The following is a 24,484-nucleotide window of genomic DNA, read 5'->3' as shown; positions in this document are numbered from 1 at the left end:
AACTTTAGTTTTATTATTCTGAATCAACCAAAGAAACTTTTTTGTCATCATCCAAAACTCCGTTACTCGGAATTAATCGAATTGTTTCCTCTTCTTTATGAATGTAAAAGACACCTAAATCTTTAATAACATCTTCTTTACTCAAATTTTTCATCTTGCAAGTTAATCCAACAAAATGAGCATCTTTTACAATTAAATGTACATGATTAGTATCAACTTGCACATACGTTCCAGAAGTAAAAACGAAACAATCATTAAGACATTTTACTGGCGCACCACAAAAAAATGTACCATCTGACTTAAATGTTAAACTACGACCGTAATTAGCTTCTTTCTCTTTTGTCAAAGAATATTCTGCAACATCTGTATACCCAATTATATCTTTTGTTTTCCATTCTCCTACTATATTACTTTGCGCAAAAGAAGATATTGACAAAAATATATTTAGAATAAGAAAAAATACTAGTCTGTTTCTACTAATTGATTTTGACATAATTACACTATTACATTTAATTCAAACTTACAAAAAATGGTTACTCAATTTATAAAAAAACAAGCAAAGTTTCTGTCCTAAAAAAAGCTTTACAAACTTTACATCTTCGAGGTCAAACCAAAAATTATAATTCATACTTTTGAACTATATTAAAAAGCCTTTTATTTATGGAAATCCAATCCAATTTTTCTTTAAAAAAATATAATACTTTCGGCATTGAAGCCAGTGCAAAACAATTCGTTGCCGTTCATTCTATTGCTGAACTAAAGACAATTTTACAAGAAAACAAAAACGAGAAAAAATTTATTTTGGGTGGCGGAAGCAATATGCTTTTAACGAAAGACATTGACGCTCTCGTTATTCATATTGATTTAAAAGGTAAAAAAATCATAAAAGAAGACGACAATTTTGTTTGGGTCGAAAGTCAGGCTGGAGAAACTTGGCATGATTTCGTTCTTTGGACCATCGACAATAATTTTGGAGGATTAGAAAATATGTCTCTAATTCCTGGAAATGTTGGCACAACTCCAGTGCAGAATATTGGCGCTTACGGAACTGAAATAAAAGACACTTTTGTTTCTTGCGAAGCCATGAATATTGCAACCCAGGAAATGAAAACTTTCGATAATGCAGCATGTAATTTTGGCTATCGCGAAAGTATTTTCAAACATGAAGTAAAAGACCAATATATTATTACTTCGGTTATATTTAAACTGACCAAACGCAATCATAAAATCAATACTTCTTACGGAGATATTTTGGCAGAATTGGCCAAAAACAATATTACAGAACCAACTTTAAAAGATGTCAGCAATGCTGTAATTGCTATTAGACAAAGTAAATTACCAGATCCGAAAGAGTTAGGAAACAGCGGAAGTTTCTTCAAAAATCCGATTTTGTTAAAATCTGATTTTGAAAAAATCCATCAGAAATTCCCAGAAATGAAGTTTTATGAAGTTTCTGAAACTGAAGTTAAAGTTCCTGCAGGCTGGCTGATTGAACAAGCTGGTTTTAAAGGAAAACGTTTTGGCGATGCTGGAGTTCATAAAAACCAAGCTTTGGTTTTAGTGAATTACGGGAACGCAACGGGACAGGAAATTTTAGCTGTTTCGAAAGAAGTTCAGAAAACCGTTTTTGAAAAATTTGGAATCCAAATTGAAGCGGAAGTGAATGTAATTTAAAACACGAATTTCACTAATTTTCACGAATTAACTTTTTTGTCAGGCTGAGCGGAGTCGAAGCCCTTATGAAAAACATTTTTCCCGAAGACTTGGAATCGCTCAATGTGACAAATTGCATAAACAACAAGAATATGTACACTCCAGACTTATACAAAAACGAAAATCAAGAAGAAATTAGAGCTTTTTTAAAAGAAAATAGTTTTGGAATCTTGATAAATCAGACAAACGGGAAATTGACCGCTACACATATTCCGATAGAATTGGAATTGAATGCTGATGGAAAAGAAGTTTTGCAAGGACATATTTCAAAACTGAATCCGCAAGCTGAAGGTTTTAAGGAAAATGATCAAGTTTTGGCTGTTTTTACTGGTCCGCATAGTTATATTTCTTCTTCTTGGTACGATCATGAAAATGTTCCAACGTGGAATTATATAGCCGTACATGTTTACGGAAAAATCAAGATCGTAGATTACGAAACTTCTGTAGAGCAACTGAAAAAGCTTGTAGATAAATACGAAGTAAATTCTGCAAACCCAGTTCGTGTTGAAGATTTATCTCAAAAAACAATGCGTGAAGCGCGAGGAATCTTTGGCTTTGAAATCGAAATTGAAGAAATTCAGGCAACCAAAAAACTATCGCAAAACCGCGACGATCATAATTATACAAACATAATTTCGGAACTAGAAAAAACCGAAAACCCTCAGTCTATTGCTGTTGCAAAAGAAATGTCAAAATGCCGAAAGTAAATCGGTTTTGGCTATTGAATTTAGCGAATTGATAAGTACATTTGCAGTCGCAGAACGTGAAATTAATAGAACCTAATAAATCAGATGCTTATATACATATTTTACTTTTTTATTGCTATTGTTGTAGTTCAACTTTTTTATTATCTCGGAATTTTTGGAAAATTTGCTTTTGCCAAACCGCAGCATGTAAAACCTAAAAATCTTCCAGTTTCTGTAATTGTATGCGCAAAAAATGAAGAAGAGAATGTTAAAAAATTCATTCCGCTTTTGGCACAGCAAGATTACCCTGATTTTGAAATTGTTTTAATTGACGACGCTTCTAGCGATGAAACTCTTGAAGTTTTTGAAGAATTTGAAAAAGAATTTTCTAATATCCGTTTGGTGAAAGTGGAGAATAATGAAGCTTTTTGGGGAAATAAAAAATACGCTTTAACGCTTGGAATAAAAGCCGCAAAGAAAGATTATTTATTATTTACAGATGCAGACTGTTTTCCAAATTCGAAAGACTGGATCACATCCATGACTTCGCAATTTACTATGAACAAAACAATCGTTTTGGGCTATGGGGGTTACGAAAAAGTAGAGCGTTCATTCCTAAACAAAGTTATTCGCTTTGAAACTGTCCTTACTGCAATGCAATATTTTTCATGGGCAAAAATCGGACTTCCGTATATGGGAGTCGGCAGAAATCTTGCCTATAAAAAAGAAGAGTTTTTTAATGTAAATGGTTTTATAGATCATATTCAGATTCGCTCTGGCGATGACGATTTGTTTATTAATCAGGCTGCGAATAAAGAAAATACTACCATCTCTTATACACCTGAAAGTTTTACGTATTCAAAACCTAAAACAACTTACAAAGAATGGTTTACTCAGAAAAGAAGACACATTTCGACTGCAGAGCATTACAAGTTTTTTGACAAAATGCAGTTAGGATTATTCTTCATGTCACAATTATTTTTCTTTTTATTAGTTATTATTCTATTAGCATTCCAATTTCAATGGATTGCAGTATTAGCCATTTTAGCAACACGCTATACTGTTGTATGGACAGTAATTGGATGTTCGGCAGGAAAATTAAAAGAAAAAGATATTAAAATTTGGTTTCCAGTTGTTGAGATAGCGCTTATATTAACGCAAATTAATATCTTTATAACTAATATCTTTTCAAAACCGGTATATTGGAAATAAATTCTAAAATAGAAAAAGCAAAAAAAGGCGATCAGATCGCCTTTACTTTTTTATTAGATCATTATTGGAATGAGGTGTATGCTTTTATGCTCAAACGTACCGAAAATGAAACCACTGCAGAAGATATTACTATTGAAACTTTCTCTAAGGCTTTTGACAAAATAGCCTCTTATAATCCAGAATTTCAGTTTAATACCTGGCTCATAGCGATTGCAAAAAATGTCTATATTGATTTACTTCGAAAAAAGAAAACCAATCTTTTTATAGAAATCACAGACAACGAAGACCAGCAGGCATACAACATCGCCGACCCTACTCCCTCTGCAGAAGATGCTTTAATTAAAGAACAGAATCTTTCTCGTCTGCTCTTATGCATCAAAGAACTTAAACCCCACTACCAAGAAGTAATTCAGCTTCGTTATTTTCAAGAAATGTCTTATCAGGAAATTGCGGCTAAGATTGATGAGCCTTTAAGCAGCGTTAAAGTCAAGCTTTTACGTGCTAAAAAATTATTGGCAGAAATTATCGAACGTAACAGATAATTTATTATCTTTAAATAAAGAATAAATTATTATCACTTTTATTCTTAAAATAAACAGATTTCCACAACACTAAAACTACAACTTTTACGTTGTTAGCTCAAACCTAAACCTTTTCTGCGTATGATTTAAAGTTACTTAACCTTAAAACCCAAAAATTATGTCTAAATTAAGTATTTATGAAAACAAGTGGACCGATCTTGTTTTCGAGAACAAAAACAAAGAGTACGGCGCATATCAATTACGTCAAGAGAATTCTAAAAATTCTGTAACAGCTCTCTTTATGGGTTTATTGTTATTAACGGCTATCGGAAGTGCATCTGCACTCATTAGCAAATTTAATTCGTCAGTAATTGAACCTGAGCCAGAGCCAATGATTTACGAACCGCCAACGATTGTAAACATTGACCCTACTGTTGTGCCACCGCCACCAGCGCCACCTGCACCAGTAGTAGAACAAACTGCCGCAAGTCAAACAGATGCGACTCAGTTGATTAATCCTGTGGTAACAAAACCAGAAGAAGCTGTCGACAAAATAGCGCCTAATACAGAAAATGTGCCTGCTGTAGACAATGCTTCTGGAACAGGAACAGCAACTAATGCAATGCCTACAACTGGAGGCGGAGGAGGAAATGGAGACGCAGCTTCGGTTGCACCACCAACTAACGATCCTGTTTCTGTTGCAGTTTTGGATAAACTTCCAGAATTTCCAGGCGGAATTGCTCAGTTTTACAAATATGTGGGAAACAATTTCCGCAGACCAGAGCTTGATGCAGAAAAAACATTAAGAGTGTATGTTTCGTTTGTAGTTGAAAAAGATGGATCGCTTACTGACATTATGGTTAAAAATGATCCTGGTTTCGGAATGGGAAAAGAAGCTGTTAGAGTTTTAAAATCATTAAAAACAAAATGGACTCCTGGAATTCTTAACGGACAAGCTGTAAGAACAGCATACAATCTTCCGATTACAATTAAAACAGAGGTTGAATAAAAAATAGATATTTTGAAAAGTGAAAAAGCAGAACTTTAGGTTCTGCTTTTTTGTTTATTTTTAATTCCGAATAAAACATAACAACTCAAAAAATTAGCTTTAATGCCTTTTACTTTTTCGCATCCTGCCATAATTCTTCCGTTGAGATATTTACCAAAATCATGGTTTTCTCTTACAGCATTAATAATTGGAAGCTTAACTCCGGATTTTGAATATTTTCTGCGAATGAAAGTTAAAAGCGATTATAGCCATACCCTAAGCGGGATTTTTTGGTTTGATTTGCCTCTTGCGCTTCTATTGACTTTTCTTTTTCATAATTTAACTCGAAATCTCCTGTTTCAAAATCTTCCGTCTTTTATAAAAAACAGAATTCTGATTTATACAGATTTTGACTGGAATGCTTATTTTAAGAAAAACTGGATTGTCGTTTTAATTTCTCTGCTAATCGGAATATCTTCTCATATTTTCTGGGATGGTTTTACCCATAAACATGGTTATTTTGTAGATCAAATTGATGGTTTGAAAAATACCGTTTCGGTTTTTGGAACAGAAATCCCATTCTGGAAAATAGCCCAGCATTTAAGCACTTTAATTGGAAGCATCATTTTATTGATAGCATTCTTTAAACTTCCAATAAAATCCAATTCTGCAACTTCCAATAAAATATATTGGAGTGCTGTAATTTTATTTGCCACTGCAATTCTATTTATGAGATTTATAATAAATCCGAAAGCTTTAAACATTGGCAATCTAGTTGTCTCTTTTATAGCATCTTTTTTAATTGCAATAACTATAATTCCGCTAATAATTAAATTCAAATCGGCTCAAAAAAATTAACAAAATCAACTACATTTACTGCTTCAAAAACGGATTTTATTTTAACGAATTAAAAACAAAATAATGGGAATATTTTCAGCTATTCTTGGCAATGCAGGTTCTGTAAGTCAGGAAGATTTAATTAAAAAATATGGACAGCTTTTGACAGCAAATGAAGAAATCGAAATGGGTTTTAAACTTATTCGTGACACTTTCATTTTCACAAACAAAAGATTGATTTTGGTTGATGTGCAAGGAATTACTGGAAGCAAAACAGAATACAAATCTATTGCTTACAAAAACATTACAAGATTCAGTGTAGAAACTGCTGGAACTTTTGATCTAGATGCTGAATTAAAAATCTGGATTTCGAGCGAACAGCAACCAAGCATCGTAAAACAATTCAACAAATCGGTTAATGTTTATGAAGTGCAAAAGATTCTTGCTTTTCATGTATTAGGATAAAAAAATAACCCCGTCAAATCATAAAATCTGACGGGGTTTATAATTTTAAGAAACAACTTTTATTTCTTTTTTGTTGTTGTTTTCTTTGTAGTTGTAGCTTTTTTAGTTGTAGTTACAGGAACAGTATTTACAATTTTCTGCTGCACATACGGTTTATACAAACCATCTTTTTCTGCTCTTTTTTTCGCGTCATCTGCCCTTTTCTTAGAATCAGGGTGAGAACTCATCATTTGGTCAATAAATGAAGCTTCAGATCCTTCGCTCATTTTGGCTAAAATTCTAAAAGCAGATTCTTCAGCATTCACATCATAGCCGTTTTTCTTCATGAAATTATAAGCAAATAAATCGGCTTCCGATTCTTGTTTACGGCTGTATTTACTATCAATAATAGCGCTTCCGATTTTTCCAAGCTGGCTGTCTGTAACTGTTGCCACAGTCGCCGATTGAGAAGCTACTCCGTCCATTAAAGCTTCTTTCTGGTAAGCCGCGCGAATAGCGTCTCTGGAATCGTTATTGGCTACGTGTCCAATCTCGTGACCGATTACAGCAATTAATTCGTTATCATCCATAATATCCATTAATCCAGAATATACTCGAACGCTTCCGTCTGCCGTTGCAAAAGCATTTACTTCTTTCAATTTATAAACTTTATAATTTAAAGTAAATCCATCTCCAGATGCATGTTTCCCAAAAACACGGTTTAATCGTATCGCATAACCATCTGTTGGGCCAGCAATTTCGTGCTCTGCATCCAATTTATCTACCGCTTCTTTAGACAGTTTTGCTGCATCGGCATTACTAAAAGTAAAACCGCTAACCCCTTTCTGAACTGCCCCAATTGCTTTATCTCCAAAATTAATTTGTGCATTTGTTTTTGTAGAACCAAAAACTGCCAATAAAACTCCTAATACAATAAATTTCTTTTTCATTTTTACTTTTATTAATTTAATAACAAATATACTACAAAAACATCTTCCTATTTCTATGAGAAATCTAGTTTTTTTAACATTTAAAGGTAGAAATTTTAAAGTACTAAAACACAACTCATTGCTATAATTATGCTCAAAATAAATATTCATAAAAAGAAAACACTTATACAGCAACAAATAATGTTTTTAACACAAACATTTAACTATTTTATTACACATAATTAAAGCGCACATCTACTCATTTTTAGCACCTAATTGCTAAATTAAACCTTAAACAAATCTTCAAATAAACAACATTCCGTATCTTTGTACTTTGAACATTGATATATGGAAACAGTCGCTGAAAATATACCTACCACAAAACCAAAGTGGTTAAAAGTAAAATTACCTATCGGACAAAAATATACTGAACTTAGAGGTTTAGTTGATAAATATAGTTTAAATACCATTTGTACCTCTGGAAGCTGCCCAAATATGGGAGAATGCTGGGGTGAAGGAACAGCGACTTTTATGATTTTAGGAAACGTTTGTACCCGTTCGTGCGGTTTCTGCGGTGTAAAAACTGGAAGACCAGAAACGGTGGATTGGGACGAACCTGAAAAAGTAGCTCGTTCTATTAAAATCATGAATATCAAACATGCTGTTATTACAAGTGTTGACAGAGACGATATTAAAGACGGCGGTTCTATTATTTGGATGGAAACCGTGAGAGCTATTAGAAGAATGAATCCTCAAACTACTCTAGAAACTTTGATTCCAGACTTTCAAGGAATTGAAAGAAATTTAGATCGTATTGTAGAAGCAAATCCTGAAGTGGTTTCTCACAATATGGAAACCGTACGACGTTTGACTCGTGAAGTTCGTATCCAAGCTAAATATGACAGAAGTTTAGAAGTGCTTCGTTATCTAAAAGAAAAAGGAATTAACAGAACAAAATCTGGAATTATGCTTGGGCTTGGAGAAACTGAAGAAGAAGTTTTCCAGACTATGACCGATTTAAGAAATGCAAATGTTGACGTGGTTACAATTGGGCAATATTTGCAACCAAGTAAAAAACATCTTCCTGTAAAAGAATTTATCACACCTGAACAATTTGCCAGATATGAAAAATTTGGTCTTGAATTAGGTTTTAGACACGTAGAAAGCGGGCCTCTTGTTCGTTCATCTTACAAAGCACAAAAACATATTTTATAAAAAAGTTTAATTGTTTGATCGTTTAATTGTAAAACCGATTAAACGATTAAACAGTTCAACGAATAAAGAAAAAATTGAAAACAAGAATTGCTATTAATGGATTTGGAAGAATTGGACGAAATTTATTCCGATTGCTTTTAAATCACCCTGAAATTGAAGTCGTTGCTATAAATGACATTGCAGATAACAAAACCATGTCTCATTTAATAAAATATGACAGTATTCACGGTGTTTTGCCTGCGCAAGTAAGTCATGACGAAAATAGTATTATTGTAGACGGAAAGCATTTTTTCTTTTTTCACGAAAAAAACATTTCAAACATAGATTGGAAATCGCATTCGATTGATATCGTAATCGAATCGACTGGCAAGTACAAAACGCATGAAGAATTAAATGCGCATTTAGAAGCTGGAGCAAAAAAAGTTATCCTTTCAGCCCCATCTGAAGTTGACACTATAAAAACAGTCGTTCTTGGTGTAAACGAACATATTTTGGAAGGTACCGAAGACATCGTTTCGAATGCAAGCTGTACGACAAATAACGCCGCTCCGATGATTAAAATTATTGAAGAATTGTGCGGAATTGAACAGGCTTACATTACAACTATACATTCTTTCACGACAGACCAAAGTCTTCATGACCAGCCACATAAGGATTTACGCCGTGCGAGAGGTGCCAGCCAGTCAATTGTTCCAACAACTACTGGTGCAGCTAAGGCATTAACAAAAATTTTTCCTAAATTGCACAATAAAATGGGTGGTTGTGGCATAAGAGTCCCAGTTCCAGACGGTTCATTAACAGACATAACCTTCAATGTAAAACGTGCTGTAAGCATTGAAGAAATAAATAAAGCATTCGAACAAGCCTCAAAAACAAATTTAAAAGGAATATTAGATTATACCGAAGATCCGATTGTTTCGGTTGATGTAATTGGCAACACACATTCTTGTTTATTTGATGCTCAGCTAACTTCAGTTATCGATAAAATGGTAAAAGTAGTAGGCTGGTACGATAACGAAATTGGCTATTCATCAAGATTGATCGATTTAATTTTACTAATAAGAGAAAAATAAGGTTCATTGTAAATGCATTGCCATACATGAAATACTATCTTTTTATTGTTGTTTGTTTTTTTAACTCGTTTTTGTATTCTCAAGCTAAAAAGAATACGGATAGCGTGAGCTATTATAACAAGCTTGCCAATTTAAACCTTAACAATAAAAAGTTCAATCAGGCGGTATATTACACTGAAAAGTCGATTAATTTTTGCGAAGAAAATGGCAAGAAAGAAAATCTAGCCAATCAGACTTTTAAGCTTGGTAAAATTTATTACAATCAAGGAAAATTTGAAGATGCTTTAAAAAACTTCCACAAAACAGTTTCTTTATTCGACACCATAAAACCCAGCTGTACAAAAGCTTTAGCCTTGCATTATATTGGCGTGACCAATACTGCCAAAGGCGATTACAAAACAGCAACCGTTTACTACACCAAAGCGAAGGATTTATTAAAGGAGCTGAATATCAATGATAATGCGGAAGTTTTAGATTACCAAAAAGCTTTGGCTTTTATGTCTAATAAAGATCTCAAATTAGCAGCAAAAACCTTCAAAGCAATAACAAAAAAACCTGATAATCCTACAATCACAAAAACCAAAGTAGATGCCTATTATCAGCTTGGCTTGATTGAAGGACAGCTTAAAAGAAATGATTCTGCTATAATATATTTTGACAAAGCTTTAGAATACAATTCTAAAATCAATGACTTGCCAAAGAAATCTAAAATCGTTTTAGCGATAAGCCAATACTACAAACAAAACAAAAATTATGATCTAGCGTATTCTTATTTAGACGAACATTATCAGCTGGAAAACTATCTTTTAAAATTAAAAAACGCTAAAGTTGATTTGGACGAATTCGAAAAATTCAAAAAAAATCAATCTTTAAATAATACTATTAAAAAAGAAAACGAAGAGAAATTTCAGCTCAAAACCTATCGGTATTCTAAGTTAGTGAGTATACTGGCAATTGCTTTAATTTCGATTTTATCACTGTTGAGTTTGGCTTTATACAAAAACAACATTATTAGAAACCAGAATAATTTACTGCTCCGGGAAAAAAATAAAGAATTGATTCTGGCTAAAAATAAAGCAGAAAAAGCATCAAAAGCGCGATCTGAATTTTTGTCGACTGTGAGCCATGAACTCCGGACGCCGTTGAATGCCATTAACGGAATTACACACATCCTTCTCGAAGATAAGCCGAAGAAAAAGCAATTAAAATATTTAGAGTCTCTGAAATTCTCCGGTAACTATTTAACTACTTTTATCAATGAAATTTTAGAAATTAATAAAATAGATTCGACTAAAGTTGAAGTTGAAAATATCAGTTTCAATTTGAAAGAACTGCTTTTTAATATTCAAAGTTCATTAAAAGAATTGGCAACCGCCAACAAAAACTACTTCAATTTAGAAATAGACAAAGCGATTCCTGATAATTTAATTGGAGATCCTACTAAATTGTCTCAGATTATACTGAACTTAATCAACAATGCTTTAAAATTTACGCAAAACGGACACGTAAATGTTATTGCAAAATTGTATTCGCAAGAAGGTGAAGAAGCAACTGTATATTTTGAAATCGTAGATACTGGAATTGGAATACCAGAAGACAAACTTCAATCAGTTTTCGAAAGCTTTTCTCAAGGTTCTATCGAAGTAAATAGAAAATACGGTGGAACTGGCCTTGGTTTGACTATTGTAAAAAAATTGATAGAGCTTTTAGGAGGCGAAATAAAATTAAAAAGTGAAGTAGGCAAAGGTTCTACCTTTACCTTCAAATTAAATTTTAAAATCAACAACGAACCATTGGAAGTAATCGAAGAAGTAAAACCATATAACGACAACCAATTGAAAAACAAATCTATTTTATTGATTGAGGACAACAAAATCAATCAAATGATTACTCGTAAAATGTTGGAAAACAAAAACATTACGTGCGAGATTGTTGATAATGGAGAAGATGCTGTCGAACTTTTGAAAATCAAGCGATTCGACATGATTTTAATGGACGTTCATCTTCCTGGAATTAACGGAACAACGGCTACTAAATTGATTCGCGAATTTGATAAAGCGACTCCTATTATTGCTTTGACAGCTATTTCACTTGATGAAAACCGAGATATGCTTTTATCTTTCGGAATGGATGATGTGATTACAAAACCATTTGTTCCAGACGATTTCTACACTACTATTGCTAAGTTTTTCAACTAAGCTTCTAAGATGCTAAGATACTAAGGCTCTAAGTTTTTCTTTACGTATTCTAAAATCGTTGCGTCAAAATCTAGCTGATGGTTGATAAAAGAGCTTTTTATTGGCAGATAATACAATTGATCCACCAACTCAGAATCTTTTAAGCGCACATAATCTTTTTCTGTAGTAATTATTTTTCTTCCGTTTGCTTTATTTCTAATGGCATCCAAATCTGCATCAGAAAAATGATGATGGTCTGGAAAAGTAAGACATTCATCGCTTTCATTTTTTAAATAATCAAAAAATGGTTTCGGTTTTGCAATTCCAGCTAAAAGGAGTTTTGATTCTGATTTGATTTCGCTCACTGCAATTTTTTCGTTTTTGCCGAAAACAACCAAATCATAATCTATAAAAGTAAAAAAGACTTGTTGTCTGGCATTTAACTTCAATTTTGATTTAATTTCAGCCTGTTCTTCTTCTGTTAAAATTTTAGGGCATTTGGTAACAACCACAATATTGGCTCTTTCTGCTCCACTCCTACTTTCACGTAAATTTCCTGTTGGCAGCATAAAATCATCTGCATATAAATCCCCATAAGAAGTCAATAAGATATAAAAACCCGCTTTTACTTTTCTGTGCTGGTAGGCATCGTCCAACAGAATAATTTCAGGCTTTTCATTTTGCGAAAGCAATTGCTGAATTCCGTTTGTACGATTGGCATCAACTGCCACCATTACATTTGGGAATTTTTGATAAAACTGAAAAGGTTCATCACCAAGAATTTCGGCATTAGCATTTTCATCAGCCAAAACAAAACCCTCAGATTTTCTTTTGTAACCTCGGCTTAAGGTGGCGATTTTATATTTATCAGATAATAATCGAATAAGATATTCAATTTGCGGCGTTTTCCCAGTTCCTCCAACGCTTAGATTTCCAACCGCAATAACTGGAAAATCAAATGAAGTTGATTTTAAAATTCCTTTATCAAAAAGAATATTACGAATTGTAGTAATGAATCCGTATAAAACGGCGAATGGGAAAAGTATGTAGCGGAGTAATTTCATAAAATTATTTATCTGAATAATGACCCATTGCAGAGATTACAAATACAGTTACAACTTCATCATCTACACGATAAATTAGTCGATCCTTTTGATTAATTCGTCTCGACCATAATCCTGAATATTCATGTTTTAAAGGCTCTGGATTCCCAAAACCTTCATACGGGTTTTCTGTAAGATCTATTAAAATTTTAGCAATATTTTTAATCGAGATTTTATTTCCTGATTTTTTATGCTTCTCGATGTCTTGGTTGGCCATTTTAGTTACTTCAACCCTAAACTTCCCCATATATCATCTGGATTAAGTGTTGTAGTTTCGCCATTTTTAATATTTTCTTCTGCTTTTCTTACTTTCTCAACAAATTCAGCGCTATATACGACTTCTTCCTCATTAACCTGATTATAATTGTCTTCGACAATTTCAATACCTTCAACTCCTTTAAAAAAAGCTTCAAACATAGCCATAAAAGCTTTGCCTGTTTTTGTACGCTCATTTATTTTTATTGTAGCCATGACTTTTAATTTAGAACTACAAATATACGAAAAGTAACACGAGTAACATTGTGTTACCAATGTTACTCGTGTTATTCTATAAAAACGCCATCTAGGATTTTAAATTGACCTGATTATTCGTTATTTTGTTAAACTTATCAAGGTTTCTAAATTTTCTAATAAAGACTTGAAACGTTAAACCTTAAACTTGAAACAAAAAAAATGAAAATAAAAGAAATTATCTCGGTTCTTGAAGAAATGGCTCCTTTGGCTTATGCCGAAGATTTTGATAATGTCGGACTCTTAGTAGGAAATTCTGAAACCGAAAGTACGGGCGTTTTAGTCTGCCACGACGCTTTGGAAAATGTAATTGACGAAGCTGTTTCTAAAAACTGCAATTTGGTGGTTTGCTTCCATCCTATTTTATTTTCCGGAATTAAAAAAATCACAGGTAAAAATTATGTGGAACGTACTATTTTAAAAGCCATAAAAAATGACATTGCTATTTATGCCGTTCATACCGCGCTTGACAATCATTCGCAAGGCGTAAATAAAATTTTCTGCGATGCTTTAGGATTAATCAATACTAAAGTTTTGGTTCCGAAAAATAATTTCATTCAAAAATTAGTCACTTTTACCGTTCCAGATAATGCAGATAAAGTTCGAAATGCAATGTTTGAAGCTGGAGCCGGTACAATCGGAAATTACGATAACTGCAGTTTTAATACGAAAGGATTTTTTACTTTTCAGGGAAATGAAGACAGCAATCCGGTAATTGGCGAAAAAGGGAAACTGCATACGGGAGAAGAAATTAAGATTGAAGTGGTGTTTGAAAAACATCTTCAATCTCGAATTTTAAAAGCTCTTTTTGCGAATCATATTTACGAAGAAGTAGCTTATGAAATCTACGATTTGAAAAATGCGCATCAGAATATTGGTTTAGGAATGATTGGAGAATTTGAAAATGAAATGGATGAAAAAGAATTTCTTCATTTTGTTAAAGAAAAAATGATTTCTGACGGAATTCGTCATTCTGAATTTTTAGGCAAAAAAATCAAGAAAGTTGCCGTTTTGGGCGGTTCAGGAAGTTTTGCTATAAAAAATGCAATTCAGGCTGGAGCCGACGCTTTTTTGACTGCCGATTTGAAGTACCACCAGTTTTATGAAGCTGAAAATAAGCTACTTTTGGCCGATATTGGTCATTTTGAGAGTGAACGCTATACAAAAAATTATATTGTTGATTATCTTCGAAAAAAAATTCTTAATTTTGCAATCATTTTATCGGAAGAAAATACAAATCCAGTTAAGTACTTATAGAATATGACGAATACGAAAGAATTAAGTGTTGAGGACAAGTTAAGAGCAATATACGATTTACAGCTTATTGACTCTAGAATTGACGAAATCAGAAACGTTAGAGGAGAACTTCCTTTAGAGGTTGAAGATTTGGAAGATGAAGTTGCAGGTTTGAGCACTCGTTCAGAGAAACTGAAAGGTGAACTTGAAGTGATTGAAGAGCAAATCAAAGCAAAGAAAATTGCTATTGAGGAGCATAAAGAGGTTATCAAGAAGTACACAAAACAACAAGAATCTGTTCGTAACAACAGAGAATTTAATTCTTTGACAAAAGAAGTTGAATTTCAAGAATTAGAAATTCAATTGGCTGAAAAGCAAATCAAAGAAATGAAAGCTTCTATCGAGCACAAAAAAGAAGTTATTTCTAACTTAAAAGAAAAACTTGATGCTAAGAGCTCTCATTTAAAACATAAAAAATCTGAATTGGATGCTATTATGGCTGAAACTCAGAAAGAAGAAACTTTCTTAACAGAGAAATCTGCTGAGTATGCTGCACAAATCGAAGACAGATTATTAGCTGCTTACAACAGAATCAGAAGCAGTGTTCGTAATGGTTTAGCTGTAGTTTCTATCGAAAGAGGAGCTTCTGCTGGATCTTTCTTTACAATTCCACCACAAACTCAGGTTGAAATTGCTTCAAGAAAGAAAATCATCACTGATGAGCACTCTGGAAGAATCTTAGTTGACACTCAGTTAGCTGAAGAAGAAAAAGAAAAAATGGAACAATTGTTCGCAAAATTCTAAATATCAAGTCCCGATTTAATCGGGACTTTTTTTTTGCCACAAATTGCACAAATTTTCACTAATTATATTTTTTTTCGATTAGAATGCGAATAAAAAATTCGTGTTAATTTGTGCAATTCGTGGCAGACCTTTTTTTACCTTTAGAAAAAAAATTACGTTTTGGGAATTAAAAAAGGAATCCGTTTCATTACATTAAAATCTGTTGGAACTTATATTAACTTTCTGAGTTATGTGCGTCCGCAAAAAGCTGTTGAACTTTCGTATGCCCTTTTCAGCCAGCCTCGAATTGGCCGATTACAAAAAGAAAAGCTTCCTAAAGTTTTAAAAAATACCGAAACAGAAATTTTCCACCATAATGAACATCATTTTCAAACCTATATCTGGAAAGGAAATGAAACCAAAATTCTTTTAGTTCACGGTTGGGAAAGTAATTCGTCACGCTGGAAAAAAACTTTACCGCATCTTCAAAAATCAGGAAGCACAATCATAGCGCTAGACGCACCTGCACACGGACAAAGCAGCGGAAAAGAATTTAATGTTCCTCTTTATGCAGAATTCATCAATAAAGCAGTAGAAAAATATCAGCCTGAAATTATTATCGGACATTCAATTGGCGGTGCAGCCTGCGTTTATCATCAATATTTATTTCCGAATACGAGCATCAATAAAATGGTGATTTTAGGCGCTCCATCTGAACTAAAAACTCTGATTGATAATTATATTTCCATGTTGAGTCTGAACACCAAAATGTTTTCGCTTTTAGAAAGCAAATTCATGGACCGATTCAATTTTAAACTGGAAGATTTTTCGGGACAGAAATTTGCTTCTCAATTTAATGTATCTGGATTTATCGCTCACGATACTTCTGATAAAATTGTGGCTTTCGCCGAAGGGCAAAAAATCGCCAGCAATTGGAAAAACAGCCAGTTTGTAGAAACAAGCGGCTTGGGTCACGGAATGCATGATGACGAATTGTATGGCAAAGTGATTGAGTTTCTTTTTTCTGAAGGGACAAAGTAACAGAGTGACAAAGACACAAAGTTTTTCTGCATTTAATTCAACTTATAACTCATAATTTATAATTCATAATTCCAAAAGATGATCGCCGTAATTTTTGAAGTCATTCCGAACGAAGGGAAAAAAGAAGAATATCTGGATATTGCAGCCAGTCTAAAACCGGAGTTGAGTCATATCGACGGATTTATTTCCATAGAAAGATTCCAAAGTTTGGCTGATCCTGGAAAGATTCTTTCTTTGTCGTTTTGGCGAGATGAAGAAAGCATTCAGCAATGGAGAAATCTTGAAATGCATCGCCATGCACAGGCAAAAGGCAGAAATGAAATTTTTAAAGATTACCATTTGCGAATTGCAACCGTAGTTCGCGATTACGGAATGTTTGAAAGAAAAGAAACTCCCGAGGACAGTTCTAAATATCATACTTCTTAAAGACACTAAGATTCTGAGCTGCTAAGGCTCTAAGTTTTTCAAAAAAAATCTAAAATCGAAAATCTGAAGTCTAAAATTTAAATTTTGTCTATTTTTGCAGTATGGAAGAAAATTTAAAACGTCTTAATAAATTTATCGGAGAAACGGGTTACTGCTCGCGTCGTGAAGCCGATAAATTGATTGAAGAAGGACGAGTGACAATAAATGGTGCTGTGGCCGAAATGGGAACTAAAGTTTCGCCAGATGATGAAGTACGTATAAATGGTAAATTGATCATTGAAAAAAACGAAAAAATGATTTATCTAGCATTCAATAAACCTGTCGGAATTGAATGTACTACCAATCTTGAAGTCAAAAACAATATTGTTGATTATATCAATTATCCTAAACGTATTTTCCCGATCGGAAGGTTGGACAAAGCCAGTGAAGGATTGATTTTTATGACGAATGACGGCGATATTGTCAACAAAATTCTTCGCGCGAGAAACAATCATGAAAAAGAATATACGGTTACGGTAAACAAACCGATTACAGAACGTTTTATTCAGCGAATGGGAAATGGAGTTCCGATTCTGGATACGGTTACTAAAAAGTGTAAAGTAGAACAGATTAGCAAATTCACTTTTAAAATTATTCTAACGCAGGGATTAAACCGCCAAATTAGAAGAATGTCTGAATATTTGGGTTACGAAGTTACAGCGCTTAAACGTATCCGAATTATTAATATTTCTTTGGATGTTCCTGTTGGCCGTTACAGAGAATTAACAGACGATGAAATCAAAGAACTGAACCAGCTGATTGAGCCTTCTAGTAAAACGGAAGAAGCAAGTTTTCCTAAAGTTGAAGCTCCAACTTCTACTTCCACTCCTACCCGAAGAAAAGCATTTATTTCAAAACATGATCCTCGATTTAAAAAAAGAGGCGATAATAAATAAGTAGAAATCCCATTCAAATAAATGAATGGGATTCTTGTTTTAAGACTATTTCTGTTTATCCAAAAACTCATAATACAAAGCTTTAGATAAAAACTTTTCGTTCTGATAATTTGAAATTAATTTTTCTCTCATTTCTTCATTATATCCTCCACTCAAATTATTCTTTAGAAAATATGCTCTTCGAGCATCATCATTAAAGTTCAAGTCGCTTAAAAAAGTTGGCTCCAGACCTTTGTTTACAGAAATATTATAATTAGTCACTAAATTTCCCCAATTTACATAACTGCACAAAAGAACTGTTCCGTAGAAATACCAAACCATTTGATTGACTAAATACGCATTTGTTTTTTGCTTTTTTATTTTTAAAAAAGTATAAACCAGTCCGATAAGCGAAAGAATTAGAAATGCGTAAACACCCAAACGTTTATAGGTTAAACCAAAAGAAGAAATATATTCTGAGTTTTTTACGAATGTACTTACTATCAAAATTCCGTTTAGAAAGATCCAGATTTTAGCCAGCGTTTTAAGAAGATTTGCTTTCGCATCGAAATTAAACCCTCCTTTGAAATAAAATAAGATTACCCCCACTGCCATCAAAATTGAAAAAATAACTGAATTTACTCTTTCGTGTGTTGCAGCGCTCAATTCAGACATTTTTACGGCTGTGTCTTTTATTTCAAAAAACTGCTCGTAATTATACGTTCCGATGAAAACTAAAAGCATAATATTTAAAAGAACCAAGGTGATCTCGCCACTTTTTCGTTCGAAGTCAAGATCTAAAAATGAAAAGGTATTTTGATTTTTGACTTCTGAAATATTAGTGAATTCATTATTCAATTTTGGATTGTATTGATAACAGACATCTGGAACCCAATAATTCCAAAAACTGAACGAAATATAAAAGCCTAAAATGCACATTGCGATTAGCTGCGGCATATTGATATCCAATTCATAATCGGTAAACAATGAAGAGAAATGGTCGCTTCCGAAAGAATAGACAATAAAGAACAATCCGAGAAAAATTACTGGAATAAGGACAAAGGCTACGAGTTTTTTAGCAAAATCATTATGGATTTTTCGCTCTGGAAGCCATTGGCTAAACATGAAAATTCTCCCTATAGAAGTAAATCCATTTAAGATTATTAATGGAAATACCTGAATTGTTTTGAGTTCGCCATCTTGCGTTTTGAATTGTAAAAACAGTATTGATAACGCTAAAGCAAAAAATGAAGCTGCGTCTCCATACCACGCAAAGGCGAAACAAGACAATATAGAGGTCATTACAAGCACAAGATGTGATCGTTCTACAAACTTTTCCTGAAAGAAATAACTAATTAATAGCGTCAGTAAAACGCCAAAAATAGAAAGATTGATTCCAACAGATTCGTTGTAAAAAAGCAGGATAAAAACTGCTGTACAAGCAAAGATAATTTGATGTTTTTTCATGATTACTATTTTTAAAAGTACTTTGTAATTCAAAGTTTTTGGGTAAAAAATTTTAGTTTTTAAGATTTCATTAATTTTTCTAGATATGATAAATGCTCTTTAAAAGCAGCGCGCCCTAAATCGGTAACCTGGTAAGATGTTTTTGGCTTTTTGCCCACAAACTCTTTTTTTACTTCTATATAACCTGCTTTTTCAAGCGCTGAGGAATGACTCGCTAAATTACCATCGGTGATATTCAAAAGCGTTTTCATCTCGGTAAAATCTACCCAGTCGTTAACCATCAGAACGGACATTATACCCAGTCTGACACGGCTTTCAAAATCTTTATTTAGTTTATCAATAATTCCCATTGGGTTATTTGTATTTTTTGAACATCACTAATCCGTACACGATATGCAGGATTCCGAATCCTAAAATCCAGAAAATCAATCCATATCCTATATAAAAAAGTGCAATACATCCTAAAATCAGTTCCGAAAAACCAAGATATTTAATGTCTGAAAATGTATATTTTTCTGCGTTTAAAACAGCTAGTCCGTAAAATATTAAAGTTGATGGCGCGACTAAACCAAAATAGCCGTGGTGCATCATTGCCAAGCAGAATATTCCGCCAGCAAAAAGCGGCACTGCTAGATTGAACAGCATTTTTTTTGTTGCTGATGTCCAGATTGGCAAATTGTATTTTCGGCTTTTTCTAATGGTGAAAAAGATTCCAAATGCAAATGCAAATACTAAAATTGTGATTCCGATCCAGAATAATTCTGAAACTAAATTGGTTGTGTACAATCTATGTTCATCATTTAGATAATCCATGCCGTTTGCTTTGAACAGCTGGTAAACATAGATTCCGCCAATTAAAGCCGAAAGACCAGCGAAAACTCCTGAAAGTCCGCTTAATGATATAAATCTTGAAGAGCGCTCCATCATGGAACGAATATGTGCTAAATCTTCTTGGTGCTTTTGATTCATAATTAAAGTACTTTGCAGTACAAAGTTATTATTTATTTTGAATTGGCAAATAAAAAAGTGAAAATATTTTTAATTCCTGCAAGGTTTCCAAAACCTTGTAGGTCTAAAAGTTTAGCAAACTATTTTTTCATTATAGTCTTTACTTATACCTACAAGGTTTTGGAAACCTTGCAGGAATGCTACGTCTGACCGCGTGAGGGATAGGAGCTAGCTACCGAAGTAGCGCGGATAGCCCGACCCCGATGTGTTGAGAGGGCGTATACAGACAAAGTATGTTTGCCCTCTCGACGCATCGGGGTCACGCCCAAATAATAAAAACGAAAAAGTCCATTCATCAAGAACGGACTTTTAAATTATTTTTAGTTTGTATTCAAAACCATTTTCTGCGTTTGAACAGCATAACGCCACCAACAGAAAGAATAATGGAAACGAAAAGCAGAATCCAGATTCCGTATTTGCTTTCTTCCAAGCCGTTTGGGACGTTCATTCCGTATAAACTGGCGATTAGTGTTGGAATCATTAAAATGATGGAAATCGAGGTCATTTGCTTCATAATATTATTCATATTATTGGAGATTACAGAGGCGTACGCGTCCATCATTCCGGTTAAGATGTTGCTGTAAATATTGGCGGTATCTTGTGCCTGATTCAATTCGATTTCTACGTCTTCTAGCAATTCTGGATCATAACTGGCTTTGTGTGCTTTTAGATTCTTGATTCTTTGGAATAAAACGTCGTTGGCTTTTAATGAAGTGATGAAGAATACGAAACATTTTTCGATTTGAAGCAAGGCTTGCAATTCTTCATTTTTGATTGATTTTTCTAAATTATCTTCGGCCAATTTAATTTTTTGGTTGATCTGTTTTAGGTATTTCAAATACCAAACGCTTGAAGACAAAAGAAGTCTTAGAACTAAATTGAAATTGTCTTCGATTTCGATGTTTTTGCGTCTTGAATATTGCACAAAATCGGCTATGATTTCTGTTTTGTAAAAACTGATGGTGACGCAGATATCGTCTTTAAAAATTACTCCGAGCGGTGCGGTTTGAAAAGGGAGTTTGACATCGCTACTTTTTATTGGGATGCGCATGATGATAAGCGTCCAGCCGTGTTCGATTTCGATACGTGGTCTTTCGTCAATATCTTCGATGTCGTTGTAAAATGCTTCGGGAATCTGAAGTTCTTCTAATAGATATTTTTTTTCTGTTTCTGTAGGTGATTCGATGTGAATCCAGCAATTTGAAATCCATTTTTGAATTTCTACCAATCCGTTGTTGTTTGTGTAAAAGGCTTTCATTTCTAGTAACTACGTGTTTATTGCAGCACCTTGAAATTTCAATTGCTGCTTTTAATTAAATACTAACGAATAATAATCGTCCATTGTGGAGAAGTGTTTTTTAAAGTGTTGCAAAAGTATCCTTTATTTTTAGAAGGAAAAAGTTTAAAGTATTAATAATATATTAAAACCATGCGTTTAAAATTTCTAACACATAGAATCATAGATAAATTAGATCCGTAAAGGCGTTTCACTTGCATTAATTCACATAGCTATGTGTGAGGAAACTAGTTTCCTTTTTAATCTCTTTTTTTTTCACAAATAAAATCTATGTTTCTATGTGTTAAAATACTATTCGGCTTCTAAAACAAAAAAGCCTGTTCAACTGAACAGGCTCCCTAAATATATCTTAACGCAAACAAATTATTTGTTTCTTGCGCTTCTCATTTTTCTTGCTAAAAGAGTATTTTTCAAAAGCATGGCAATGGTCATTGGCCCTACTCCACCTGGAACTGGCGTAATGAATGCTGCTTTCTTGCTTACACCGTCAAAATCAACGTCACCTTTGATCACATATCCTTTTGGGTTTGATGCGTCATCTACACGAGTGATTCCAACGTCGATAACCGTTACTCCGTCTTTTACCATATCTGCTTTTAAGAATTCCGGAACTCCTAAAGCAGTGATAATGATATCGGCATTTTTAGTAAATTCTGCTAAGTTTTTAGTACGGCTGTGAGTCAAAGTTACCGTTGAATCTCCAGGATTTCCTTTACGGCTCATTAAAATACTCATCGGACGGCCTACGATATGGCTTCTTCCGATAACAACGGTATGTTTTCCTGCAGTTTCTACTTTGTAACGCTCTAACAACTCCATAATTCCGAATGGTGTTGCCGGAATAAAACTTTCCATTTCAAGAGCCATTCTACCAAAGTTCGTTGGGTGGAAACCATCAACGTCTTTATCTGGATCGATTGCTAATAAAATTTTCTGCTCGTCGATGTGTTTTGGCAAAGGCAACTGAACGATGTATCCATCAAGATTATCATCTTCATTTAATTCTTTAATTTTTGCCAAAAGTTCCTCTTCTGTAATTGTTTCTGGTAAAGAAACCAAAGTTGAATCAAATCCGATTTCTTGGCATGATTTTACTTTACTTCCTACATAAGTTAAACTTGCTCCATTATTTCCAACTAAAACCGCTGCTAAATGAGGTACTTTTCCTCCTGCATCTTTTATAGATTGAACTTCTACTGCAATTTCGTTTTTAATGTCGTTAGATGTTTTTTTACCGTCTAGTAACTGCATGTTGTTTTGTTTGTTGTTTGTTGTTTGCTGTCCTTTTTATTTTCAGGTTTTGTTTTAAAAACATTCCCTTTTTATTATTGAAAAAAGTTTCAAATTTCTGTCTCATAACTTGAAACCCGAAACTTGAAACTTTTATTATTTTTTATTTTGGCATTCCCGGCATTCCACCTGGCATTCCTTTCATACCGCCCATCATTTTCATCAGATTTTTTCCGCCTGGCCCCTGCATCATCTTCATCATCTTGCTCATTTGGTCAAACTGCTTCATCAGTTGGTTTACCTGCTCGACTTTAGTTCCCGAACCTTTTGCGATTCTGGCTTTTCTTTTTACGTCGATTAAGGCTGGTTTACTTCTTTCTGCGGGTGTCATCGAGTAGATAATGGCTTCGATATGTTTGAAAGCATCATCTTCGATCTCTACATCTTTCATGGCTTTAGAAGCACCTGGTATCATTCCAACCAAGTCTTTCATATTACCCATTTTTTTCACTTGCTGAATCTGCGTTAAGAAATCATCAAAACCAAATTCGTTTTTAGCGATTTTCTTTTGAAGTTTTCTTGCTTCTTCTTCGTCAAATTGTTCTTGAGCTCTTTCAACAAGAGACACAACGTCTCCCATTCCTAAGATACGCTCTGCCATACGTTCTGGATAGAAAACATCAATTGCTTCCATTTTTTCTCCAGTACCAACAAATTTAATTGGTTTGTTTACAATCGTTTTGATCGAAAGAGCAGCTCCACCACGAGTATCACCATCTAACTTCGTTAAGATAACTCCATCAAAGTTTAAGATATCGTTGAAAGCTTTTGCTGTGTTTACAGCGTCTTGTCCTGTCATAGAGTCGACAACGAACAATGTTTCTTGTGGCTCAATTGCTTTGTGTACACGTGCAATTTCGTCCATCATTTCCTGATCTACCGCTAAACGTCCTGCTGTATCGACGATCACAACATTGAATCCGTTTGCTTTGGCGTGTTTAATTGCGTTTTGTGCAATTTCTACAGGATTTTTATTTTCTGGCTCTGAGTAAACCTCAACACCTATTTGATCTCCAACAACATGTAACTGATTGATCGCCGCTGGACGGTAGATATCACACGCTACAAGAAGTGGTTTTTTATTTTTCTTTGTTTTTAAGAAGTTCGCTAGTTTTCCTGAGAAAGTCGTTTTACCAGAACCTTGAAGTCCAGACATCAAGATTACTGTCGGATTTCCTGAAAGGTTTACTCCAGCAACATCTCCACCCATTAATTCGGTAAGTTCGTCTTTTACTAACTTCACCAATAATTGTCCTGGCTGAAGTGTAGTTAATACATCCTGACCAATTGCTTTTTCTTTTACTTTGGCTGTAAAATCTTTGGCAATTTTAAAGTTAACGTCGGCGTCTAATAAGGCACGACGAACTTCTTTTAAGGTATCGGCTACGTTTACTTCTGTAATTTTACCGTGTCCTTTTAATATATGGAACGCTTTATCTAACTTATCACTTAAATTATCAAACATATCATTTTCTTTATATGAAGTGCAAAGATAATCTAATTAGATATTTCAGGCAATTTTTATTTTAAGGTTCAAAGTCACAAAGTGACAGAGTTACAAAGGCTCAAGGTGCAAAGTTTTTTAGCCACGAATTACACTGATTTCTCGAATTT

Annotated in this window: 26 protein-coding genes; 15 read left to right on the top strand and 11 right to left on the bottom strand. The window is 33.7% G+C overall.

The window, feature by feature from the left end:
• Positions 1 to 13 precede the first annotated feature (13 nt).
• A complete protein-coding gene (locus ACWA1F_RS18485) occupies positions 14 to 436 on the bottom strand; it encodes a hypothetical protein (RefSeq protein ID WP_456895797.1) in 423 nt (140 codons plus the stop codon).
• Positions 437 to 660: 224 nt separating this feature from the next.
• Here ACWA1F_RS18485 and murB point away from each other — a divergent pair, with 224 nt between their 5' ends.
• From murB to ACWA1F_RS18450, 7 genes are all read left to right on the top strand, one after another.
• Positions 661 to 1,674 (top strand): UDP-N-acetylmuramate dehydrogenase, encoded by a 1,014-nt coding sequence (gene murB / locus ACWA1F_RS18480; protein WP_456895795.1) that lies wholly within the window; start codon positions 661 to 663, stop codon positions 1,672 to 1,674.
• Between the two features lie 131 nt (positions 1,675 to 1,805).
• Positions 1,806 to 2,420: an FMN-binding negative transcriptional regulator gene (locus ACWA1F_RS18475; protein ID WP_456895793.1), complete on the top strand. Its 615-nt coding sequence runs from the start codon at positions 1,806 to 1,808 to the stop codon at positions 2,418 to 2,420.
• A gap of 84 nt (positions 2,421 to 2,504) precedes the next feature.
• Positions 2,505 to 3,611 carry a glycosyltransferase gene (locus tag ACWA1F_RS18470; protein ID WP_456895791.1) on the top strand — a complete coding sequence of 369 codons (1,107 nt, stop codon included), beginning with the start codon at positions 2,505 to 2,507 and terminating at the stop codon, positions 3,609 to 3,611.
• Positions 3,602 to 4,153 (top strand): RNA polymerase sigma factor, encoded by a 552-nt coding sequence (locus ACWA1F_RS18465; protein WP_177212169.1) that lies wholly within the window; start codon positions 3,602 to 3,604, stop codon positions 4,151 to 4,153. Before ACWA1F_RS18470 ends, ACWA1F_RS18465 begins: the two co-directional genes overlap by 10 nt.
• Before the next feature lie 157 nt (positions 4,154 to 4,310).
• Positions 4,311 to 5,141 (top strand): energy transducer TonB, encoded by an 831-nt coding sequence (locus ACWA1F_RS18460; protein ID WP_456895788.1) that lies wholly within the window; start codon positions 4,311 to 4,313, stop codon positions 5,139 to 5,141.
• Between the two features lie 102 nt (positions 5,142 to 5,243).
• Positions 5,244 to 5,978, top strand: coding sequence for a DUF4184 family protein (locus ACWA1F_RS18455; protein ID WP_456895786.1), 735 nt, complete (start codon positions 5,244 to 5,246; stop codon positions 5,976 to 5,978).
• Positions 5,979 to 6,041: 63 nt separating this feature from the next.
• Positions 6,042 to 6,422 carry a PH domain-containing protein gene (locus ACWA1F_RS18450; protein ID WP_008464535.1) on the top strand — a complete coding sequence of 127 codons (381 nt, stop codon included), beginning with the start codon at positions 6,042 to 6,044 and terminating at the stop codon, positions 6,420 to 6,422.
• 59 nt (positions 6,423 to 6,481) lie between these two features.
• Here the strand turns inward: ACWA1F_RS18450 and ACWA1F_RS18445 are convergent, their stop codons facing one another.
• Positions 6,482 to 7,351 carry a M48 family metalloprotease gene (locus ACWA1F_RS18445; RefSeq protein ID WP_306159258.1) on the bottom strand — a complete coding sequence of 290 codons (870 nt, stop codon included), beginning with the start codon at positions 7,349 to 7,351 and terminating at the stop codon, positions 6,482 to 6,484.
• Positions 7,352 to 7,678: 327 nt separating this feature from the next.
• Between ACWA1F_RS18445 and lipA the strand changes: the two genes are divergently transcribed.
• The 3 genes from lipA (at position 7,679) to ACWA1F_RS18430 (ending at position 11,816) form a co-directional block, all read left to right on the top strand.
• Entirely contained in the window at positions 7,679 to 8,545 is an 867-nt protein-coding gene (gene lipA / locus ACWA1F_RS18440; RefSeq protein ID WP_456895783.1) for a lipoyl synthase, read from the top strand.
• Positions 8,546 to 8,619: 74 nt separating this feature from the next.
• Positions 8,620 to 9,618: a type I glyceraldehyde-3-phosphate dehydrogenase gene (gap, locus tag ACWA1F_RS18435; RefSeq protein ID WP_456895781.1), complete on the top strand. Its 999-nt coding sequence runs from the start codon at positions 8,620 to 8,622 to the stop codon at positions 9,616 to 9,618.
• Between the two features lie 26 nt (positions 9,619 to 9,644).
• Positions 9,645 to 11,816 carry a tetratricopeptide repeat-containing hybrid sensor histidine kinase/response regulator gene (locus tag ACWA1F_RS18430; protein WP_456895779.1) on the top strand — a complete coding sequence of 724 codons (2,172 nt, stop codon included), beginning with the start codon at positions 9,645 to 9,647 and terminating at the stop codon, positions 11,814 to 11,816.
• A gap of 20 nt (positions 11,817 to 11,836) precedes the next feature.
• Here ACWA1F_RS18430 and lpxK read toward each other — a convergent pair whose 3' ends face one another.
• Genes lpxK through ACWA1F_RS18415 form a run of 3 tightly spaced genes read right to left on the bottom strand, consistent with a single transcriptional unit; the run spans position 11,837 to position 13,369 of the window.
• Complete coding sequence (lpxK, locus tag ACWA1F_RS18425; protein WP_456895777.1) at positions 11,837 to 12,859, bottom strand: tetraacyldisaccharide 4'-kinase; 1,023 nt, start codon at positions 12,857 to 12,859, stop codon at positions 11,837 to 11,839.
• 4 nt (positions 12,860 to 12,863) lie between these two features.
• On the bottom strand, positions 12,864 to 13,145 hold the full coding sequence (locus ACWA1F_RS18420) for a Txe/YoeB family addiction module toxin (protein WP_456895775.1): 282 nt from the start codon (positions 13,143 to 13,145) through the stop codon (positions 12,864 to 12,866).
• Entirely contained in the window at positions 13,121 to 13,369 is a 249-nt protein-coding gene (locus tag ACWA1F_RS18415) for a DUF2683 family protein (RefSeq protein WP_456895773.1), read from the bottom strand. Before ACWA1F_RS18415 ends, ACWA1F_RS18420 begins: the two co-directional genes overlap by 25 nt.
• A gap of 201 nt (positions 13,370 to 13,570) precedes the next feature.
• On the opposite strand from ACWA1F_RS18415, the gene ACWA1F_RS18410 reads away from it, so the two are divergent.
• The 5 genes from ACWA1F_RS18410 to rluF all read left to right on the top strand — a co-directional run bounded on the left by ACWA1F_RS18410 (position 13,571) and on the right by rluF (position 17,829).
• Positions 13,571 to 14,665, top strand: a complete 1,095-nt coding sequence (locus ACWA1F_RS18410) for a Nif3-like dinuclear metal center hexameric protein (RefSeq protein WP_456895771.1) — start codon at positions 13,571 to 13,573, stop codon at positions 14,663 to 14,665.
• Positions 14,666 to 14,668: 3 nt separating this feature from the next.
• Positions 14,669 to 15,448 carry a zinc ribbon domain-containing protein gene (locus ACWA1F_RS18405; RefSeq protein WP_091496387.1) on the top strand — a complete coding sequence of 260 codons (780 nt, stop codon included), beginning with the start codon at positions 14,669 to 14,671 and terminating at the stop codon, positions 15,446 to 15,448.
• Between the two features lie 159 nt (positions 15,449 to 15,607).
• On the top strand, positions 15,608 to 16,468 hold the full coding sequence (locus ACWA1F_RS18400) for an alpha/beta fold hydrolase (protein ID WP_456895768.1): 861 nt from the start codon (positions 15,608 to 15,610) through the stop codon (positions 16,466 to 16,468).
• A 78-nt stretch (positions 16,469 to 16,546) separates the two neighbouring features.
• Positions 16,547 to 16,894 (top strand): antibiotic biosynthesis monooxygenase family protein, encoded by a 348-nt coding sequence (locus ACWA1F_RS18395; protein WP_456895766.1) that lies wholly within the window; start codon positions 16,547 to 16,549, stop codon positions 16,892 to 16,894.
• 101 nt (positions 16,895 to 16,995) lie between these two features.
• On the top strand, positions 16,996 to 17,829 hold the full coding sequence (gene rluF / locus ACWA1F_RS18390) for a 23S rRNA pseudouridine(2604) synthase RluF (protein WP_456895764.1): 834 nt from the start codon (positions 16,996 to 16,998) through the stop codon (positions 17,827 to 17,829).
• A 45-nt stretch (positions 17,830 to 17,874) separates the two neighbouring features.
• Here rluF and ACWA1F_RS18385 read toward each other — a convergent pair whose 3' ends face one another.
• From ACWA1F_RS18385 to ffh, 6 genes are all read right to left on the bottom strand, one after another.
• Positions 17,875 to 19,275 (bottom strand): DUF4153 domain-containing protein, encoded by a 1,401-nt coding sequence (locus ACWA1F_RS18385; RefSeq protein WP_456895762.1) that lies wholly within the window; start codon positions 19,273 to 19,275, stop codon positions 17,875 to 17,877.
• A 59-nt stretch (positions 19,276 to 19,334) separates the two neighbouring features.
• Positions 19,335 to 19,625 (bottom strand): winged helix-turn-helix domain-containing protein, encoded by a 291-nt coding sequence (locus ACWA1F_RS18380; protein ID WP_057114812.1) that lies wholly within the window; start codon positions 19,623 to 19,625, stop codon positions 19,335 to 19,337.
• Positions 19,626 to 19,629: 4 nt separating this feature from the next.
• Positions 19,630 to 20,244 carry a hypothetical protein gene (locus ACWA1F_RS18375; protein ID WP_456895760.1) on the bottom strand — a complete coding sequence of 205 codons (615 nt, stop codon included), beginning with the start codon at positions 20,242 to 20,244 and terminating at the stop codon, positions 19,630 to 19,632.
• Between the two features lie 370 nt (positions 20,245 to 20,614).
• The gene (locus tag ACWA1F_RS18370) at positions 20,615 to 21,541 is read right to left on the bottom strand and encodes a magnesium transporter CorA family protein (RefSeq protein WP_456895758.1); all 927 of its coding nucleotides are present in this window, start codon (positions 21,539 to 21,541) and stop codon (positions 20,615 to 20,617) included.
• A 402-nt stretch (positions 21,542 to 21,943) separates the two neighbouring features.
• Positions 21,944 to 22,831, bottom strand: a complete 888-nt coding sequence (locus ACWA1F_RS18365) for a bifunctional 5,10-methylenetetrahydrofolate dehydrogenase/5,10-methenyltetrahydrofolate cyclohydrolase (RefSeq protein ID WP_456895756.1) — start codon at positions 22,829 to 22,831, stop codon at positions 21,944 to 21,946.
• A gap of 142 nt (positions 22,832 to 22,973) precedes the next feature.
• The gene (gene ffh / locus ACWA1F_RS18360) at positions 22,974 to 24,335 is read right to left on the bottom strand and encodes a signal recognition particle protein (RefSeq protein ID WP_306159288.1); all 1,362 of its coding nucleotides are present in this window, start codon (positions 24,333 to 24,335) and stop codon (positions 22,974 to 22,976) included.
• Positions 24,336 to 24,484: the final 149 nt, after the last annotated feature.

The organism is Flavobacterium erigeronis, from assembly GCF_054075165.1.
Note: the sequence above shows the minus strand (reverse complement) of the source record. Positions and strands in the feature narration are given on the sequence as shown.